At 58.1% G+C, this 18,631-nt stretch carries 21 protein-coding genes, 1 tRNA gene and 1 pseudogene; 7 read left to right on the top strand and 16 right to left on the bottom strand.

The annotated features are described in order from the left end of the window. Nucleotides 1-307 precede the first annotated feature (307 nt). Entirely contained in the window at nt 308-2,116 is a 1,809-nt protein-coding gene (locus DK261_RS29960) for a calcium-binding protein (RefSeq protein ID WP_110177249.1), read from the top strand. A 318-nt stretch (nt 2,117-2,434) separates the two neighbouring features. On the opposite strand, the gene DK261_RS29955 is transcribed toward DK261_RS29960, so the two are convergent. Then, complete coding sequence (locus DK261_RS29955) at nt 2,435-2,896, bottom strand: N-acetyltransferase (protein ID WP_256597616.1); 462 nt, start codon at nt 2,894-2,896, stop codon at nt 2,435-2,437. A gap of 399 nt (nt 2,897-3,295) precedes the next feature. Between DK261_RS29955 and DK261_RS29950 the strand changes: the two genes are divergently transcribed. Next, complete coding sequence (locus DK261_RS29950; RefSeq protein ID WP_028682104.1) at nt 3,296-3,877, top strand: hypothetical protein; 582 nt, start codon at nt 3,296-3,298, stop codon at nt 3,875-3,877. Between the two features lie 94 nt (nt 3,878-3,971). On the opposite strand, the pseudogene DK261_RS34005 reads toward DK261_RS29950, so the two are convergent. After that, nucleotides 3,972-4,088, bottom strand: a pseudogene (locus tag DK261_RS34005) (phage tail protein); the annotation flags it as partial. A gap of 811 nt (nt 4,089-4,899) precedes the next feature. Here DK261_RS34005 and DK261_RS33715 point away from each other — a divergent pair. Together DK261_RS33715 and DK261_RS29930 are read left to right on the top strand one after the other, a co-directional pair. Next, nucleotides 4,900-5,112: a hypothetical protein gene (locus DK261_RS33715; RefSeq protein ID WP_101284103.1), complete on the top strand. Its 213-nt coding sequence runs from the start codon at nt 4,900-4,902 to the stop codon at nt 5,110-5,112. Next, on the top strand, nt 5,112-6,224 hold the full coding sequence (locus DK261_RS29930; RefSeq protein ID WP_110177247.1) for a phage integrase Arm DNA-binding domain-containing protein: 1,113 nt from the start codon (nt 5,112-5,114) through the stop codon (nt 6,222-6,224). Before DK261_RS33715 ends, DK261_RS29930 begins: the two co-directional genes overlap by 1 nt. 87 nt (nt 6,225-6,311) lie before the next feature. Here the strand turns inward: DK261_RS29930 and DK261_RS29925 are convergent. The 9 genes from DK261_RS29925 to thrS form a co-directional block, all read right to left on the bottom strand. Beyond that, nucleotides 6,312-6,388: transfer RNA gene (locus DK261_RS29925), tRNA-Pro, on the bottom strand. A gap of 91 nt (nt 6,389-6,479) precedes the next feature. Then, entirely contained in the window at nt 6,480-6,836 is a 357-nt protein-coding gene (locus DK261_RS29920; protein ID WP_007920509.1) for a MerR family transcriptional regulator, read from the bottom strand. Further along, entirely contained in the window at nt 6,817-7,119 is a 303-nt protein-coding gene (ihfA, locus tag DK261_RS29915) for an integration host factor subunit alpha (RefSeq protein ID WP_002553164.1), read from the bottom strand. Before ihfA ends, DK261_RS29920 begins: the two co-directional genes overlap by 20 nt. 3 nt (nt 7,120-7,122) lie before the next feature. After that, nucleotides 7,123-9,501, bottom strand: a complete 2,379-nt coding sequence (gene pheT / locus DK261_RS29910) for a phenylalanine--tRNA ligase subunit beta (protein ID WP_038631302.1) — start codon at nt 9,499-9,501, stop codon at nt 7,123-7,125. 36 nt (nt 9,502-9,537) lie between these two features. After that, entirely contained in the window at nt 9,538-10,554 is a 1,017-nt protein-coding gene (gene pheS / locus DK261_RS29905) for a phenylalanine--tRNA ligase subunit alpha (RefSeq protein ID WP_007920512.1), read from the bottom strand. 109 nt (nt 10,555-10,663) lie between these two features. Further along, nucleotides 10,664-11,020: a 50S ribosomal protein L20 gene (gene rplT / locus DK261_RS29900; protein WP_007905879.1), complete on the bottom strand. Its 357-nt coding sequence runs from the start codon at nt 11,018-11,020 to the stop codon at nt 10,664-10,666. A 30-nt stretch (nt 11,021-11,050) separates the two neighbouring features. After that, the gene (gene rpmI / locus DK261_RS29895) at nt 11,051-11,245 is read right to left on the bottom strand and encodes a 50S ribosomal protein L35 (RefSeq protein ID WP_002553160.1); all 195 of its coding nucleotides are present in this window, start codon (nt 11,243-11,245) and stop codon (nt 11,051-11,053) included. A gap of 60 nt (nt 11,246-11,305) precedes the next feature. After that, the gene (gene infC / locus DK261_RS29890; protein WP_169914426.1) at nt 11,306-11,857 is read right to left on the bottom strand and encodes a translation initiation factor IF-3; all 552 of its coding nucleotides are present in this window, start codon (nt 11,855-11,857) and stop codon (nt 11,306-11,308) included. After that, nucleotides 11,857-13,779, bottom strand: a complete 1,923-nt coding sequence (gene thrS / locus DK261_RS29885; RefSeq protein WP_009048132.1) for a threonine--tRNA ligase — start codon at nt 13,777-13,779, stop codon at nt 11,857-11,859. Before thrS ends, infC begins: the two co-directional genes overlap by 1 nt. A gap of 384 nt (nt 13,780-14,163) precedes the next feature. On the opposite strand from thrS, the gene DK261_RS29880 reads away from it, so the two are divergent. Next, nucleotides 14,164-14,463 (top strand): hypothetical protein, encoded by a 300-nt coding sequence (locus DK261_RS29880; protein WP_009048131.1) that lies wholly within the window; start codon nt 14,164-14,166, stop codon nt 14,461-14,463. A 293-nt stretch (nt 14,464-14,756) separates the two neighbouring features. After that, nucleotides 14,757-14,969: a cold-shock protein gene (locus DK261_RS29875; RefSeq protein WP_003179963.1), complete on the top strand. Its 213-nt coding sequence runs from the start codon at nt 14,757-14,759 to the stop codon at nt 14,967-14,969. Between the two features lie 73 nt (nt 14,970-15,042). Here DK261_RS29875 and DK261_RS29870 read toward each other — a convergent pair whose 3' ends face one another. Together DK261_RS29870 and DK261_RS29865 are read right to left on the bottom strand one after the other, a co-directional pair. Then, nucleotides 15,043-15,354, bottom strand: coding sequence for an I78 family peptidase inhibitor (locus DK261_RS29870; protein WP_009048130.1), 312 nt, complete (start codon nt 15,352-15,354; stop codon nt 15,043-15,045). 162 nt (nt 15,355-15,516) lie between these two features. After that, nucleotides 15,517-15,822 carry a hypothetical protein gene (locus DK261_RS29865; protein ID WP_009048129.1) on the bottom strand — a complete coding sequence of 102 codons (306 nt, stop codon included), beginning with the start codon at nt 15,820-15,822 and terminating at the stop codon, nt 15,517-15,519. Between the two features lie 163 nt (nt 15,823-15,985). Between DK261_RS29865 and DK261_RS29860 the strand changes: the two genes are divergently transcribed. Further along, nucleotides 15,986-16,198: a hypothetical protein gene (locus DK261_RS29860; RefSeq protein ID WP_009043057.1), complete on the top strand. Its 213-nt coding sequence runs from the start codon at nt 15,986-15,988 to the stop codon at nt 16,196-16,198. Between the two features lie 34 nt (nt 16,199-16,232). On the opposite strand, the gene DK261_RS29855 is transcribed toward DK261_RS29860, so the two are convergent. From DK261_RS29855 to rbsK, 3 genes are read right to left on the bottom strand one after another with little or no spacing between them, the layout of a single operon-like run. Beyond that, nucleotides 16,233-17,261, bottom strand: a complete 1,029-nt coding sequence (locus tag DK261_RS29855) for a nucleoside hydrolase (protein ID WP_110177246.1) — start codon at nt 17,259-17,261, stop codon at nt 16,233-16,235. A 40-nt stretch (nt 17,262-17,301) separates the two neighbouring features. Beyond that, entirely contained in the window at nt 17,302-17,706 is a 405-nt protein-coding gene (rbsD, locus tag DK261_RS29850) for a D-ribose pyranase (protein WP_009048127.1), read from the bottom strand. Continuing rightward, nucleotides 17,703-18,620, bottom strand: coding sequence for a ribokinase (gene rbsK, locus DK261_RS29845; RefSeq protein ID WP_009048126.1), 918 nt, complete (start codon nt 18,618-18,620; stop codon nt 17,703-17,705). The genes rbsD and rbsK overlap by 4 nt, the downstream gene beginning before the upstream one ends. Nucleotides 18,621-18,631: the final 11 nt, after the last annotated feature.

Below are 18,631 nucleotides of genomic sequence, written 5' to 3'. Positions count from 1 at the left end.
CACCTTCGCCAGGTTGCCGTGCATGTCGTCCGATCTCAAAGGTAGGGAGGATGGGCGGCTGCGAGCCACCCTCGAACTGACCAAACTGTAATGACGCTGAATTTATAGCGGCTGGATCGGGCTTTCCCTAGGACGATCGTGCCAACACCCCCCTTGCCTGGCCCACACCCTCCACATGAATGAGTAGCTTGGGCGCAGATTCCGGGGCACGCAGTCACCAGGCTCCGCAATCCGAGCGAAGAAGAACAAGAAGACTTCAGCTCTTGTTTTTTTTCATGACTTTTTAGTTTGTGAGGGAAAACGAACCATGGCGATATTCGACTACAAGGGCCAAGACGGCCGCGTGCTCATTTCAGATGCCTGGAACCTTGCCACCTACACCAGCGGTGTAGCGACGGTAGGGGCGCTCTACAACCTGCCCGGGGCAGTCCTGGGCGAAGGCAACACCTTTGTCCTGCCCAAGGGCTGGCGCGAGATCAGCGCCAGCGACCTGGGCATCGACGGCAGCCACCTCGACCTGACCGGCAGCTTCAAGGGCGAGAACGTATCCGGCTCCCAGGCCAAGGTATTCGGCCAATACGACGAGAGCGGCAAGCTGGTCAAAATGGGCTTTTCGATTGCCGGCACCAACTCGCCGATGGACCTGCTGGGCTACCCGGCGATGATCGACAACTCCTATATCCACGGCTACGACTATCTGCTCGACTCGATCAAGAACTACGCCACTCACCATAACCTGACAGGCAAGGATGTACTGGTCACCGGCTACAGCCAGGGCGGCTCCGTGACCAACAGCATGTACCTGGGCAGGGACACCCTGGCCGACGGCTTTTTCAAGGATTCGGACTACTTCGGCATGGCCTCACCAAAGGCCAGCAACAGTGACGGCATCTTCAACTTCGGCTTCGAAAACGACATCGTGCATCGGCTGATCGGCGAACAGACCGACCTGAGCGGCGCCATTCTCGCGGCCCTCAAAGGCAGTGACGCCAGCTACACCTCGACCACCGACAACATCGTGCTGTTCGACACGGTCTACGCCCTGCCCACTTGGCCCAACGGCCCCTTCTCCGTGGTCAATCCCAACGGCTGGGTGGCGCACCTCGAAGGCATCTTCATCAACCCTATCCAGCGCATCGGCCAGTCGACGTTCTACGACTACATCGAGCGCGACAGCACCATCATCATCAGCAACCTCGACCCGGTCAGCCGCAGCTTTACCTGGGTCAGCGACAAATACTCCGCCACCTCCAACCACTTCGGCACTCCGGCCTTTCTCCTCGGCACGGACAGCGCGGACAAGTTGCAGGACGGCCGCAACGACGACTTCCTGGACGGCTTCGCCGGTAACGACAGCTTCAAGGTCAGCACCGGCACCGACATCGTCGCGGGCGGGGTGGGCGACGACAAAGTCTTCCTGCAGGGTACGGTCTCCAGCTACGAAGCCGTGCGCCTGAGCGATGGCAGCCTGTTTCTCAACGACACCGGCGGGCGTTACGGCCTCAAGGAGCTGCACGACGTCGAACATGTCGAGTTCGAAGGCCTCCTTGGCCAGGCCTTGACCCCGGCCTATACCGTGACCAGCAGCAAGCTCAACTTCGAAGGCCTGTTCGGATCGGACAAGAGCTACGCCAAGGCCACCGAAGGCACGCAGTTGGCCGACCTCCTGAAGGGGACCGCCGGCCGCGACCTGATCTTCGGCCAGGGCGGTGACGATCTTATTGAAGGCGGCGCGGGCCATGATCTGCTGCACGGTGGCAGTGGCAACGACACCCTGCTCGGCGGCAGTGGCAACGACGCCCTCTATGGTGGCGCCCACAATGACATCCTGGTCGGCGGCCTGGGCAACGACACCCTCAGTGGTGGCGTGGGCAGCGATCTGTTTGTCTTCGACCAGGGCGGGTTCGGCCATGACCTGATCAGCGATTTCAACGTTCACCAGAACGGCTTCGATCAGTTGGTGTTCTCCAAATCCCTGTTCGCCTCCGCGGCTGCGGTCATCAGCGCCACCAGCCAGCAAGGCAGCGACAGCCTGATCGTGGCGGGAGACAGCAGCATCACCCTGGTAGGGTTCAACGCCGCGCAACTCAGTGCGGATATGATCAGCCTGGTCTGATGCTCGATGGGCACACCCTCCATTCGTGTGAGGGTGTTGCTCCAGCCGGCTTTGGCCACTTCAGAAACACAAAGGGTCCACCTTGGGGTGGGCCCTTTTTTTGATCGTCCATTCTTCATTGAGGGCACTTGAGCCATTGGCAAGCTCACCCCACACACATCTAACGAAGGCTCTGCTCTTGAGCCTGTATCGATCTGTTCCACCAGGCCGCTCCGGATACTCTGGATGGTTTGTTGCGGGCAGAAAAAACCCGGCTCGATGGCCGGGTTTCTGTTCAGTCAATCCTGCACTCGCAATACCGATCAGCAACCGCGAGCACTATGTCCTCAGGCGCATCACGAGCTCGCCATCAAGCACCTCGCCCGTCTCTAGAAACCCCTCGGAGGCATAAAGATTGCGCGCCCCAATATTCTCCGGCGCGACGCCCAGGGTGATGTCAGGACCTCCCGACAAGCCTCTCAGGTATGCCACCAGCGCACGCAGAGCTGCGCGTCCATACCCTAAACCTTGGTGGTGACGGTCAATCATCAGGCGATAGAGCCAGCGACCGTTATCGTCCGGGGCGAGGGCATGCATAAGGAAGCCGACCATTTCTCCAGAATGAACGGCGCGCACCGCCAAGGGTTCACACCAAGGACATTCGGCAGCTTCTTCCAATGATTCGGCGTTGCTGGCAATAAAGTCGATCTGTTCGTCACGCACTTGCAGAGCGCAACATTCTGCTTCTTCATCGCGAGTGGATATCGGAGCAAGAAGCACAGCGGGGTAAAGCGTACGCATTGGGTTTTCTCCGCGGGGCAGTGATCGCCCCTCCAGCATTTCGTGGATGGTTCAGTAGCGAAAACATCGTTGGAATCTGGGTCATAGGGCACCTCCTTTTTTCTCGCGGATGGAAACCGATTGGCTGATCCGGCCAAGCGGCGGCGAAATTCTAGAAAACCTCACTTTAACGACGCAAGCGATAGCCATGTTTTGAAAAGAGGTCCTGGTCACCTGAAGCACAAACCCATGCAAACCCAGGATCCCTGGACGAAAGTTGATGAGCGCTCCGAGCAGAGCGAGCCGGCCGCTGCTTTCGCATGATTAAGGGTTAGTATCTCCGCTGGAAACTTCAGCAACGAAGGTTCGGCCCGATTCAGCCGATCAGCGTTCAACCTGTCATGGAAAACGGGAAGTGCTATGAACCAACATAAATTGCCCCTGCTTCTACTAGCAGTACTCGCGGCGGGCACGGGCGGCTGCAAACAAGAGGTGGCGGCTGCCTATAACGGGCCGTTCGGCCTACAGATGGGCATGACCGCCGAGCAGGCCCGGGCAGTCACCGAGGTTCTGGGCAGCAACGATCGGCGCAACCTCATGCTGGTCGAGCACCCGCCGAGGCCGATTGCCGGGTTTGATCAGTTATCACTCAAGTTTGGTAAAGAAGCCGGGCTGTGCGAAATCTACACAGCGGTCGAGATGCCGGAGAATGCGCAGGACTCGGCCATTCGCGCCCGCTTCGAAGAATTGACTCGTCTACTCACCCAGCGCTATGGCGCGCCCTCGGTAGCCATCGACCAGGCAGTGGATGACGAGCGAGAGCAAGTCCTGGTGTCCCAGTGGCTGGCCTCCCAAGGGGCGAGTCTGGAAGGTGCGCAGGAAGCCGTGCTGACCGTCGGCAGACGCGATGTCGACCCCATCAGTATCAGCCTGTCCATTTCCGGCCCCGGTTCCGAACAGTGCCAGCAGGAGCAACGTCAGGGGCCGACCGACGCTTCTTGAATGGCGTCCAGGTATCACCAGGCACGCTGGCTTTTAAAGCGCTGATTGGTCTCAGTTTAAGGCAACGAGGTGTCTACGAAACCCGGGGCGATTCAATCATGTCCCCTCGCTGCGGCTGGTCGACCCGCACAAATCCCGCCGCTTCATAGGTCTGTTCATAGAGGCTCGGCCCGGCCGGGTCTTCCCACCATCGGCTTGCCTGGAGAAAAGCATGCCTACAACCACGACCCCTTCTCAACGGAATGAGTTCGCCAACCTTGGCGCTCGTCTGATTCGCTTCGGCCAGGCGCTACAGGAAGGCTCGACAACCGTAGGTAAGCTCACCTCCCTGGCAGCAGCATGCGGTATCAGCTTCAAGCTGAAAGCTACTGCGGAACAGGGAGAGCCCCAGAATGGCTAGAACACTCCTTCGGGTCCGAAGTAAGGGTGTGGCCTTCTACCTGAACTCTGAAACCTCCCCCCCCATACCGGGCATCGAAATCGCTACCGCCTATTCAAGACGGAAAATTACGGCCGCGAAAAATCGGGCTGGATTCAAGTGGGTTCGATTGCTGGTAGGGAGTTGATGGCGATTCAGGGAGAGATAGCCTTGCTCGAAGCTTGTGAGGCGCTATTCAGCAGCAAGAAACCTCACCGCTATGGTGCGATACGCGGCAAGCCGGGCAAGTGGGAGGGAGAGGCATTCCCTTATCGGATGGACATGGCTATCAGCGGCTCAGAAGGAGTTCGCCACAGCCCGCCGGAAAGTCGACGGATAGCCAGGACAACGGACTGGGCGAACGACTCAACGATATCCGTGCGCAATGCCGGCAACCATCAGAGCTTTCCAAAATGCCCACGCCCGAAATCTGAATTGGCGCTCGTCCCGGCCAGCACATTCGCCCCTTTACAAGTGCGCTGGGCCGGTCGAGCGGCGCAACTCTACAAACTGTCGAGACATCTGTCTCGAACACAATTCTGAATAAACCTGAAAGCCTGCCGCCACCTGCGACACGCTAGCCCTATCCGGTCAGAGGCAATAAATAAATCGAGAACTGATCAAGATCAGCGAATTTCAACGCCGCCGTTGGGGAGATAACGGAACCCCACCCTGCCCCCAGGCGATCCGCAACTACATCCGGAACGGACAACTCCCAGGCGAGCAGATAGGCAAGCTCTGGTACGTTGACTGGGCTGCATTCACCAAGTCAGCCGGTAACGATCTCGTCGCGATGGTATTGAAAGGAGCTGCATGATGGCACCAAGGCCCCGCAAAACTGCGAACAAGAGCCTTCCGCAGAATCTGTACTTCGATGCGCGGCGCGGGACATATCGCTACCGGCGGCCGACCGACGGGAAACTCTTCCCGTTCGGCTCCGATCGCCTGAAAGCAATCGACGCAGCGAAGCAGCTGAACCTAGAGTTCATGCGTGGTGCAGATCTGATCGGCGCCGTGATGGGTAACTCATCCGAGTCTTTCGCCGGGTTCCTCGACACCTATGAACGTGATGTCCTGCCTCCGCGGGAACTGGCCAAAGGCACATTGGGCCTGTACGCCGTCCACTTCCGCCGCTTTCGGAAGCACTTCGAAGGCAAGGCCGTGGACCAGATCACGATCCGCATGATCGCAGAAATGCTGGATGCCCTTACCCCGCGCACCGCCAACCAATGCCGGGCGCTGCTGATCGACATATTCAACCATGCGGCGGCCAAGGGCCTATGCCCGGATAACCCGGCGGCCAGCACCATCAGCCGCATCGAGAAGAAGCAGCGCAAGCGACATACCATCGAAGGCCTTAAGACGATCCGGGAGAAGTCGCCAACCTGGCTGCAGAACGCGATCGACCTCGCCCTGATCACGGCTCAGCGCCGGACGGACATCCTCAATATGCGGTTCGACGGGGTTCGGGAGGGGTTTCTGTACGTAGTGCAGCAGAAGACGGCCAAGGCCAGTGACGCGGCATGGATCCGGTTTAAGGTGACCGGTGAGCTCCAGGCTGTGATCAGCCGGTGCCGGGATGATATCGCTTCCCCCTACTTGGTTCACCGCCGGCCGGATCGCCTGAAACAGAAGCAGGCGCAGATGAAAGAGCATTGGACGCAGGTGGAGGAGCGATATTTGACGCGAGCCTTCAAAGAGGCCCGGGAACTGGCGGGTTGCTACAAAGGTTGGAAAGAAGAGGAGATGCCAGGCTTCCACGAAGTGCGAGCGCTATCACTGCACCTGTACCAGAAGGCCGGGAAAGATGGGCAGAAGATCGCGGGTCACGCGAGTGAGGCAATGACCAAAAACTACCAGCGCGACCACGCCGAGATCATCTGGTCCGAGGCGATTCCCGACCTGAATATCAGCGAAATCACCGGGTAGTTTTGCGCTAGTTTTGCGCGGGTATTGCGCAGGCACAAAAAAGCCGATCATATGATCGGCTTAAGTGTCTGATTTTACTCAGGAATATGGTCGGGACGGAGTGATTCGAACACTCGACCCCTAGCACCCCATGCTAGTGCGCTACCGGACTGCGCTACGCCCCGACTAGGCGTGTTACTGGGTTTGCTTCTTAACGAAGCGCTCAAGAATATATCGCAAGCTTTTGAAATTTGGAAGTATTTTAAAAGCTGAAAATCACTTCTTGAGTACCACCAGAACGTCCTCCAGTTCGGAGATCATCTGACGGATCAATTGCTTGTACTGTGTGGTGTCGTCTTTGGCTTCATCACCGGAAAGGCGCAGGCGTGCTCCACCGATGGTGAACCCCTGATCATAAAGCAACGCGCGGATCTGCCGGATCATCAGCACATCCTGGCGCTGATAATACCGGCGATTTCCGCGGCGCTTGACGGGGTTGAGTTGAGGAAACTCCTGCTCCCAATAACGCAGCACATGCGGTTTGACCGCACAGAGCTCACTGACTTCTCCAATGGTGAAGTAGCGCTTGCCCGGAATGACCGGGAGCTCGTCGTTATGACTTGGTTCCAGCATAAGCCTCAACTCGGGCCTTCAACTTCTGCCCTGGACGAAAGGTGACCACACGGCGTGCCGTGATCGGGATTTCTTCACCCGTCTTCGGGTTGCGGCCAGGTCGCTGGCGTTTATCCCGAAGGTCGAAGTTACCGAAACCGGACAATTTGACCTGTTCGTTATCTTCGAGAGCGTGCCTGATTTCCTCAAAAAACAGCTCGACCAATTCCTTGGCCTCACGTTTATTCAGGCCCAGCTCTTCGTAGAGACGTTCGGCCATTTCAGCTTTCGTCAGAGCCCCCATACGTCACTTCCTTAACGTGGCGTTCAACCTGTGTTCGAGCGAGGTGAGGATATTTTGCGTCGTGGAGTTCACCTCATCGTCATTAAGAGTGCGCGATGGATGCTGCCAGGTCAAGCCAACTGCAAGGCTTTTTCTATGAGGATCAATGCCTTTACCTTGGTACACGTCAAACAACCTGAGGTCTGTCAGCCATTCGCCTGCATTCTCACGGATTACATCCAACACCGCACTGGCGGCAACATCGCGATCAGCCAGCAGGGCCAAGTCACGACGTACTTCAGGAAAACGCGACAACTCACGGAATTCCGGCATTTTTCCCGAGGCTACTTCGGCCAGAACCAGCTCGAAAACGAAGACCGGACGGTCGAGACCGAGGGTTTTCGACAATTCAGGATGGATAGCGCCGATATAGCCAACCAGACGACCTTCACGTTCGATGCGCGCGGTTTGCCCCGGGTGTAGCGCAGGATGCTTGCCAGGCACGAAAGCGAACGCATCAAGTGCGCCGGCAAAGCCCAGCACTGCTTCCACGTCGGCCTTGACGTCAAAGAAGTCCACGACATCGCGACCTTGTGCCCAGCCTTCCGGCAGACGAGTGCCGCACACCACACCGGCCAGCATCGGCTCTTGCTTCAAGCCTTCCAGTTGACCGACGAAACGCAGGCCACTCTCGAACAGACGGACACGGTCCTGCTGACGGTTCAGGTTGTGCTGAAGCGCCTTGACCAGTCCCGGCCACAGCGACGAACGCATGGCAGCCATGTCGTTGGAAATCGGATTGGCCAGCAACAGCGGCTCGACACCTGGATTAAACAACTCGAACTGTTTCGGATCGATGAAGCTGTAAGTAATAGCTTCCTGATAACCGCGGGCCACCAGCAAACGACGCAGCTCAGGCAGATCGCTACGAGCTTCGGCCTTGGCTTGTGGAGCCAGACGCGCTTGTGGGTAGCGAACTGGCAGGCGGTTGTAGCCGTATAGACGAGCCAGCTCTTCGATCAGATCGACTTCCAGGCTGATGTCGAAGCGATGGCTTGGCACTTCAACGCGCCACTGCCCTGCTCCATCAGCGGAAATCTTCAGGCTCAGGGCACCGAGCAGACGCTCGACCTCCGGCGCCTCGATTTCCATGCCCAGCATCTGGGTGATGCGCTCGGCACGCAGGGTGATCGGAGCGATCGACGGCAGGTGCTGCTCGCTGACCGCTTCGATAATCGGGCCGGCTTCGCCACCGGTGATCTCCAGCAGCAGGCCAGTGGCACGCTCCATGGCTTCACGGGCCAGTTGCCAGTCCACACCACGCTCGTAGCGATGCGAGGCGTCGGTGTGCAAGCCATAGGAACGAGCTTTACCAGCGACAGCGATCTGGTCGAAGAAAGCACTTTCCAGGAAAACATCGCGGGTGGTAGCAGCTACGCCACTGTGTTCGCCACCCATGACGCCGGCAATCGCCAGAGCCCGGGTATGGTCAGCGATAACCAGGGTATCGCTGCGCAAGGTCACTTCCTGGCCGTCGAGCAAGACCAGCTTCTCACCCTCTTCTGCCATCCGTACACGGATGCCACCGTTGATTTCGGCAAGATCGAAAGCATGCAGCGGCTGCCCCAATTCGAGCATTACGTAGTTGGTGATGTCCACAGCCGCATCGATGCTGCGTACGTCAGCGCGACGCAGACGCTCGACCATCCACAGTGGGGTCGGCCTGGACAGGTCGACATTGCGGACGACCCGGCCCAGATAACGCGGGCAAGCCGCGGGCGCCAGCACTTCAACCGGACGCACTTCGTCGTGCGCAGGCGCGACGGATAGCACCACTGGACGGGTCACTGGTGCGGCATAAAGCGCGCCAACTTCACGGGCAAGCCCCGCCAGCGACAGGCAGTCACCGCGGTTAGGAGTCAGGTCGACTTCAATGCTGGCATCATCCAGCTCCAGGTACTCACGAAAATCCTTGCCTACCGGCGCATCGGCCGGCAATTCCATCAGACCGTCATTGCCCTCTCCCACCTGCAGTTCTGTCTGGGAGCACAGCATGCCGTTCGACTCGACACCGCGCAGCTTGGCCTTCTTGATCTTGAAGTCGCCAGGCAGCTCTGCGCCGATCATGGCGAAAGGGATCTTCAGGCCCGGACGCACGTTTGGCGCACCACACACGACCTGGAAGGTTTCCGCGCCATTGCTGACCTGGCAAACACGCAGCTTGTCGGCATCAGGGTGTTGTTCGGTGCTCAGCACCTCGCCCACCACCACGCCACTGAAAACACCGGCGGCCGGCGTCACGCTATCGACCTCAAGACCGGCCATCGACAGACGAGCAACCAGCTCGTCGCGACTTACCTGCGGGCTTACCCAGCCGCGCAGCCATTGTTCACTGAATTTCATCCTGCTCTCCTGAAAGATTCGTTACGGGCGTGCGACCTAGCGAAATTGCGCGAGGAACCGCAAGTCGTTGTCGAAGAACAGGCGCAAGTCATTCACGCCGTAACGCAGCATGGCCAGACGCTCGGCGCCCATACCGAAGGCAAAGCCCTGGAACTCTTCCGGATCGATCCCGGACATGCGCAGCACGTTCGGGTGAACCATGCCACAGCCCATGACTTCCAGCCAACCGGTCTGCTTGCAGACACGGCAACCTTTACCGCTGCACATCACACATTCCATGTCGACTTCGGCGGACGGCTCGGTGAACGGGAAGTACGAAGGACGGAAACGCACCGCCAGTTCTTTTTCGAAGAACACCCGCAGGAACTCTTCGATGGTCCCCTTGAGGTCAGCGAAATTGATGTCGCGATCGATCAGCAGGCCTTCGACCTGGTGGAACATCGGCGAGTGGGTGATATCGGAGTCGCTACGGTACACACGGCCTGGGCAGACGATGCGGATCGGCGGCTGCTGCGATTCCATGGTGCGGACCTGTACCGGCGAGGTATGGGTGCGCAACAGCATGTTCGCATTGAAATAGAAGGTGTCATGCATCGAACGGGCCGGGTGGTGGCCTGGGATGTTGAGCGCCTCGAAGTTGTGATAGTCGTCTTCGACCTCAGGGCCTTCGGCGATGCCGTAGCCGATATGGGTGAAGAACTGTTCAATACGTTCCAGAGTCCGGGTCACAGGATGCAGACCGCCGGAGACCTGGCCACGGCCAGGCAGGGTCACATCGATGGACTCGGCGGACAGTTTGGCAGCCAGTTCGGCTTCTTCAAACAAAGCCTTACGCGTATTGAGAGCCTCTGTAACACGCTCCTTGGCAACGTTGATCAGGGCGCCGACCTGCGGACGCTCCTCTGCCGGCAAATTCCCCAGGGTCTTCATCACCTGAGTCAATTCACCCTTCTTGCCAAGGTACTGAACCCGGATTTGCTCCAGGGCATTGATATCTTCAGCGCTTTGCACAGCCTCTAGTGCTTGAGAGACCAGCGCATCCAGGTTTTCCATGTACAGACTCCAGATACAAAATAGGGGAAGAGCTTGTAGGCTCTTCCCCTATTTATGACGTTTAACACCTGGGCCCACAGAGGTGAGCCCGGGTGACTGTCGGGGGTACTTAAGCCAGAGTGGCTTTAGCTTTCTCGACAATCGCAGCAAACGCCGCTTTTTCGTTCACTGCCAGATCAGCCAGAACCTTACGGTCGATCTCGATGGACGCTTTTTTCAGGCCGGCGATGAAACGGCTGTAGGACAGACCGTTGATACGAGCACCAGCGTTGATACGAGCGATCCACAGAGCGCGGAACTGACGTTTTTTCTGACGACGGTCACGGTAGGCGTATTGGCCTGCCTTGATTACCGCTTGCTTGGCAACACGGAATACGCGGGAGCGCGCGCCGTAGTAGCCTTTAGCAAGTTTCAGAATTTTTTTGTGACGTTTACGGGCAATGACGCCACGCTTTACACGAGCCATGAGTTACTTCCTCTATTCTTGATCCAAAAATTAACGAAGGCGCAGCATGCGCTCGACTTTTGCCACGTCAGACGGATGCAGCAAGCTGCTACCGCGCAGTTGACGCTTACGCTTGGTCGACATTTTGGTCAGGATGTGGCTCTTGAAAGCGTGCTTGTGCTTGATACCGTTAGCAGTTTTCAGAAACCGCTTAGCAGCACCACTTTTGGTTTTCATCTTTGGCATGTTCGGATACTCCGCATTCAGTTGATAAACATAATCAGAAGGCCTGCCGTGCCCTGTTGATTACTTCTTCTTTTTCGGGGCGATGACCATGATCAGCTGGCGTCCTTCCATCTTAGGATGCTGTTCGACCGAACCGTACTCTTGCAGGTCAGCTTCAACCCGCTTGAGGAGTTCCATCCCCAGCTCCTGGTGGGCCATCTCACGGCCGCGGAATCGCAAGGATACCTTGGCCCTGTCCCCGTCACTCAGGAAACGTACCAGGTTGCGCAGTTTTACCTGGTAATCCCCTTCCTCCGTCCCTGGACGAAACTTGATTTCTTTTACCTGAATCTGCTTCTGGTTCTTCTTCGCCGCAGCAATCTGCTTCTTCTTCTCGAAGATCGACTTGCCGTAGTCCATCACACGGCAAACCGGTGGGACTGCGTCGGCGGAGATTTCCACCAGATCAAGCTTGGCTTCTTCAGCAATACGAAGCGCTTCATCAATCGAGACGATGCCAATCTGCTCGCCGTCAGCGCCAATTAACCGAACCTCGCGTGCCGAGATATTCTCGTTGATCGGGGCTTTCGGTGCAGCTCGTTTATCTTGTCTCATTTCACGCTTAATAATAATTACTCCGAATCTGGGCGACCACGCCGGGAAACCGCTTGTGCAAGGAACTCCGAGAATTGAGCGACGGGCATCGAGCCCAGGTCAGCACCTTCACGGGTACGCACAGCGACAGTCTGCGTCTCGACTTCCCGATCTCCAATAACCAAGAGATAGGGAACCTTGAGCAAAGTATGCTCGCGGATTTTAAAGCCGATCTTTTCATTTCTCAAGTCGGACTTGGCACGAAATCCGCTTTGGTTGAGGGTTTTTTCCACTTCGAGGGCAAAATCTGCCTGTTTATCAGTGATATTCATCACCACGGCCTGGGTCGGAGCCAGCCACGCAGGGAATGCGCCTTCGTAATGTTCGATCAGAATCCCGACGAAACGCTCGAAGGAACCGAGGATCGCCCGGTGCAACATCACCGGATGTCTACGGCTGTTATCTTCGGAAACGTATTCAGCGCCCAGACGGATCGGCAGGTTGAAATCGAGCTGCAAGGTACCACACTGCCAGACACGCCCCAGGCAGTCTTTCAGCGAGAATTCGATTTTCGGGCCGTAGAATGCACCTTCCCCTGGCTGCAGGTCGTATGGCAAGCCGGCGCTATCAAGCGCAGCGGCCAAGGCATTTTCAGCGCGATCCCACAGCTCGTCGGAGCCCACACGCTTTTCAGGGCGGGTGGAAAGCTTCATTTCGATGTCCTTGAAGCCGAAGTCGGCATAGACATCCATGGTCAGCTTGATGAATGCCGCGGATTCGGCCTGCATCTGCTCTTCGGTACAGAAGATGTGCGCGTCGTCCTGAGTGAAGGCACGCACACGCATGATGCCGTGCAACGCACCGGACGGCTCGTTACGGTGGCAGGCACCAAACTCAGCCAGACGCATCGGCAGCTCGCGGTAGCTCTTCAGGCCCTGGTTGAACACCTGCACGTGGCACGGGCAGTTCATCGGCTTGATGGCGTAGTCGCGGCTTTCCGACTCGGTAGTGAACATGTTTTCGGCGTAGTTGGCCCAGTGTCCGGATTTCTCCCACAGGCTGCGATCGACCACCTGCGGAGTCTTGATCTCCAGGTAGCCATTGTCGCGCTGAACCTTGCGCATGTACTGCTCGAGCACCTGGTACAGGGTCCAGCCGTTCGGATGCCAGAACACCATGCCCGGCGCTTCTTCCTGGGTATGGAACAGGCCCAGGCGCTTGCCGATCTTGCGATGGTCGCGCTTCTCGGCTTCCTCGATACGCTGGATGTAGGCCGCCAGTTGCTTCTTGTCCGCCCAGGCAGTGCCGTAGACACGCTGCAACTGCTCGTTCTTGGCATCGCCACGCCAGTAGGCGCCGGACAGCTTGGTCAGCTTGAAGGACTTGAGGAAGCGAGTATTCGGCACGTGCGGACCGCGGCACATGTCGACGTATTCTTCGTGGTAGTACAGGCCCATGGCCTGTTCGTTCGGCATGTCCTCGACCAGGCGCAGCTTGTAGTCTTCACCGCGAGCCTTGAACACTTCGATCACTTCGGCGCGCGGAGTGACTTTCTTGATGACGTCGTAATCTTTCTCGATCAGCTGCTGCATGCGCTGTTCGATTGCCGCCAGGTCGTCCGGGGTGAAAGGACGCTCGTAGGCGATATCGTAATAGAAGCCTTCATCGATCACCGGACCGATAACCATCTTCGCGGTCGGATACAGCTGCTTGACCGCGTGGCCAACCAGGTGAGCGCAAGAGTGGCGAATGATCTCCAGCCCCTCTTCATCCTTTGGCGTGATGATTTGCAGGGTCGCGTCGCTGTCGATCAGATCGCAGGCGTCGACCAGTTTGCCATTGACCTTGCCGGCCACGGTGGCCTTGGCCAGACCTGCACCAATGGATGCGGCGACCTCGGCTACGGAAACCGGATGATCGAATGAACGTTGACTGCCGTCGGGAAGAGTAATAGTGGGCATGGCGCCTCCTCTCCTAGTGGTGACCCCTACCAAAGGTCACGTGGGTTGGGATGAGCCAGTACGCGGTTCGATCCAGGCCGTTCGTGACGAACGCCTGCCTCACAGTGGCAGGAGCCTTGCGGCCAACCGGTAAAACGAACCAGAGTGACTGGAGTTCAAATCAGAAAAATAGAGGCATAGACCGCGGTGGGATTGAAACTCGCCCAGAGCCTGAAAACACCCAAGCCGGGCATGCTAGCACAGATGAACGGTCATCGCGCCGTACTTCCCACCGGGACAGCGTAGCAGCGCTTTCTAAGCTACAAAGTGAACTTGATGTGTACCCAAGGTCTCAAATACACCGAGAATCGCCATTCTTGTACCAACCCCAGGAGAGCTCGACTCATGCGCCTCACCCAACTATTCGCCCTTGCCGCCCCTTTCGCCCTGCTGCTGCCACTGAGCGCGCAAGCCGCCTGGCCAGCCGGGGTACGCGCCGAATACATGAAGGATTGCACGGCTGCCGCCAGCCAGAGCGTTGATGTGAAAAGTGCGGAAAAGCACTGCGCCTGTGGTGCGGACAAGCTCAATGAGAAATTCACTACCGACGAAATCAAACAACTCATGAGCAAGCAGACTCAACCGGATCCGGCGCTGAGAACCAAGGCACTGGAGGCTATTGCCGCTTGCCGGGTGGTGAAATAAGTCTTTAAAGCGCGAGAGAGGGCCTTGAATCAGGTTCGATGCGATCTGAAAACCGACCTTTTTTCACAATTTACGCAGCTTTTACGGCTTTTTTTATCACCGAATATTTTCGCTGAAAGCCCCTTAAACCGGGGCCTTCAGCCGATCGGAGCAACAAAACGGACTCAAGCACCTGGGAATCGGCACGTCCAGGGGGCTCCCAAGTCGAACATTTCGACTATGATAGCCCGGTGTGCCCAGTTGGCCTGAGCAGCACAGTACTACTGAAAATATATGTTTCTTGGAGATACACCATGTCTAATCGCCAAACCGGCACCGTAAAATGGTTCAACGATGAAAAAGGCTTCGGCTTCATCACTCCTCAAGGTGGCGGTGACGACCTGTTCGTACACTTCAAAGCTATTGAAAGCGACGGTTTCAAAAGCCTGAAAGAAGGCCAGACCGTTTCCTTCGTGGCTGAGAAAGGCCAAAAGGGTATGCAAGCTGCACAAGTTCGTCCTGAGTAATTTCTCAGCGAGCTAAAAAAACCCCGTCCATGTGACGGGGTTTTTTATGCACGGTGCAAAAGCGCCGACAAGATCAGCCGCAGTTGACCCGAGTGATCACCAGGTTGTTATCGGTGTTGAGGTTCAGCCGATCGGAACGGTATTCCAGGGTGATCATGTCATTCGGCTTGAGAATACGGGCGTTCTGCGCACCTGCGCGAGTGCGTGCCTGCTCCAGCAGCTCAGGCGAAGCTTTTTTGCCGATGGCGAATTCGGCCGCCTTAGCCTCACAGCGGCTATGGCCGCTCTCGGTCGCTACCGGATCCTTATCCGGCGAAGAAGTGCTGCACCCTGTCAAAACGACTGCAGCCAACAAGGTACCGAATGACGCGAGCTTCCAAGGCATGAAGCCTCCTTTTCAAAAATAAGCAGAGATAGTGCGACAACCACTCTGACTATTGGTTTCACAAACGGACTGGCCAATGGCCTCTTGGCCAAGACAGCGGGCAAGTCTGCATCAGGTACGACCACGTTTTCATGCAGCAATCGTGACCGGATATGAACAGACTCAGTAAATATCGATGTAATCGAACGGTGGCTTCGGCCAGTTCTGTTTCAATGCGTTAAGAATCTGCGTCACCCAGACCTCATCGCTAGCCGCTACAAGGCCGACATAACCGGAGCCGGCGGCCCAGGTTTCCAGCCTGAACAGCAGGCCGTCGATTTCCGCACCACCGACCACGCCCGACGAGATATAGGCAATCCCCGTCTTGGTCACTCGCAGCTGGGTATGCACATCGTCACTGGCCGACGCCAGCAACTGGCGCACCGCCTCGAAGGTCAAGGCATCAGGGTTGTTCAAATCGATCTGCACACGGGCACCCTTTGAAAACAGACAATGACCAAGTGTCGCACAGCCCTCCCCTCATGCCTAAGTCGGAGTGCGAAAAGCCCGCCAAGGTGTTTAACTCTACAAGACCGGAAGCCCTCGACAAGCGCCTGTCCGGCCCGCCCATTTCCGAGCTTGCGAGACATCCATGGCCACCGTGACGATCGACGCCGACATCAAAGCCAAATGGCCCGAAGGCCATTGTTCCTACAGCCCCGGCAGCCCCGAAGAGCTGGCAATCATCGGCATCGACCTACTGATCAGGGAGCTGGGCACTGAAGCGGCCCAGACGTTCATCGAGCAGATATTCGAGAAGTATCCCGGCGAGCACTCGGGCACGCCGGATACAGGGAAGGCGTAACGCCCGACAGGCTGGCACCTGCCGGAAATATCACTTACTTCAGGCGAGCCAGGCGCTCGGTCAGCAGATCGAAGAAGCCCTGGGCATCGCCATTCTCCACCCAGAACACGTTCTTCTCCTGCTTCAGGCCGTCGTACCAATCAACGATGGTCTGGCCGAAGGTTGGGCCCTCACGGCTGTCGATCACCATGTTGGCCTGGCGCCCGCTGAACAGCTCGGGCTTGAGCAGGTAGGCAACGACGGTCGCGTCATGCACCGGGCCACCCGGAATGCCGTAGTGCTCCATGTCACCCTTGACGTATTCGTTGAGGATATCGCCCACCACCTTACTGGCATTGTTGTTCAAGGCCGCGATCTTCTGCAGGCGCGCATCGCTGGTCAGTACCTTGTGGGTGACGTCCAGCGGCAGGTAAGTCAGCTTCACACCGCTCTTGAGCACCACCTCGGCAGCCTGCGGATCGGCGAACAGGTTGAACTCGGCCACCGGGGTGATGTTGCCGCCATTGAAATGCGCCCCGCCCATGACCACCACTTCCTTGATGCCTTGAGTGATATCCGGTGCCTGGATCAGCGCCAGCGCCAGGTTGGTCTGCGGCCCCAGCATGGCAATGGTGATGCTGTGGGGCTTGGCGGCGCGCAGGGTGTCGATCAGGTAATTGATCGCACTGCCCTCAGCCAGGCCTTTTTTCGGCTCATGCACCGCGACCCCGGAAATGCCTTCCTTGCCATGAATGTTCTCGGCATAGATCGGCGTGCGCAGCAGCGGCTTCGGCGCACCAGCGTACACCGGCACCTCTTCGCGCCCCGCCCACTCACGGGCCAGGCGCGCATTACGCGAAGTCTTGTCCAGGCGCACGTTGCCGGCCACCGTGGTCAGCGCGCGGATCTGCAGCTCTTCCGGCGACGCCAGGGCGAACAGCAACGCAACCACATCATCGGCACCCGGATCGGTATCGATGATCAGATCGATTTTTTCTGCCGCATGGGCGCTGGTAGCAGTGAACAGGGACACGAGCAGAACACTCCGGATCAGGTGCTTCAGTAGCTGAGCATAGCGGTGCATGGCGCACTCCTTTGCGTGGTTGAACAGAGAGAGGCAACGCTCAGAACGTCACCCCGGCAATCAAAGCAATGTTGCAATAAGGCTGACACTCGCCCGTCCGGACGATGGCCCGCGCCTGGCGGCTGAGCACCTTGAACTCATCGTGGCCCAACAGCTTGCGCGCGCCCAGCGCCCCTTCGGTGCTCAGCGCCTCAAGCGCCTGCAAGACCGGGGACTGTCGATCCAGAATCTCCTGCGCCAGTACATGGCCCTCCACCTGCATCTCGCAAAGCACTACCTGCAAGGTGCTGAGGAAGTCCGGAATGCCCTGGGTCAGGGCCAGGTCGATCAATTCGACGCCCGGTGGCACAGGCAGGCCGGCATCGCCGATGACCACGATATCGCCGTGCCCCAGGGAGGCGATCAGTCGCGACAGGGCGACATTGAGCAAGGGTGTCTTTTTCATGCGGGAGAGAACGCCTGTACGTCGGACAACGTGGGAATGGAAGGTTGCGCACCTGGACGAGTCACCGACAGCGCCGCCGCGACCTGGCCGAAACGAATCGCCTCGGCCTCGCTCTTGCCGGCAGCCAGGGCTGCGGCAAAACCACCGACGAAGGTGTCGCCGGCAGCCGTGGTATCGACCGCCTTGACCTTGGGTGCAGGGAAATGCTCGAAACTCGTGCCATTGGCGAACAGCGAACCCTGGGACCCGAGCGTGATGATGACCTTGCCGGCCCCGGCAGCGATCAGGCGGGCGGCCGCGGCTTCGGCGCTCGCCAGGGAATCCACTGGCAAGCCGCTGAGGGCCGCGGCCTCGCTTTCGTTGGGAATCAGATAGTCGATGGACGCGTACCAGTCCGCCGGCAACGGGCCACTGGCCGGTGCGGGGTTGAGGATCACTGTCTTGCCCATTTCACGGCCGCGCTTGAGGCTATGCCCCACCGTGGGCAGCGGCACTTCGAGCTGACAGATGATCACGTCGGCCGCCTGCAGAACCTTGTCGAAGCCGCTGACGACCTCTGGCGTGAGCTGACCGTTGCCACCGGCCACGATCACAATTGCGTTCTGGCTGCTGTCGTCCACCACGATCAAGGCGACGCCACTGGAGCCGGGGACAGCGGTGACGGCCTGGCAATCGATCTGTTCGGCGAGCAACGCCGAACGCAATTGCTCGCCGTAGGCATCATCACCGACGCAACCGATCATCGACACCTGGGCGCCCAGACGGGACGCCGCCACTGCCTGGTTCGCCCCCTTGCCACCGGAAACCGTGGCGAACGACTGGCCGATCAGGGTTTCACCGGCACGCGGCAGCCGCTCGGCCCGGGTGACCAGGTCCATGTTGAGGCTACCTACTACCACTACTTTTGCTGGCATACATCGATACT

Source organism: Pseudomonas sp. RW409 (genome assembly GCF_003184125.1).
GTDB classification, from domain to species: domain Bacteria; phylum Pseudomonadota; class Gammaproteobacteria; order Pseudomonadales; family Pseudomonadaceae; genus Aquipseudomonas; species Aquipseudomonas chlororaphis_I.
This window is presented reverse-complemented; position numbering and strand designations above follow the sequence as displayed.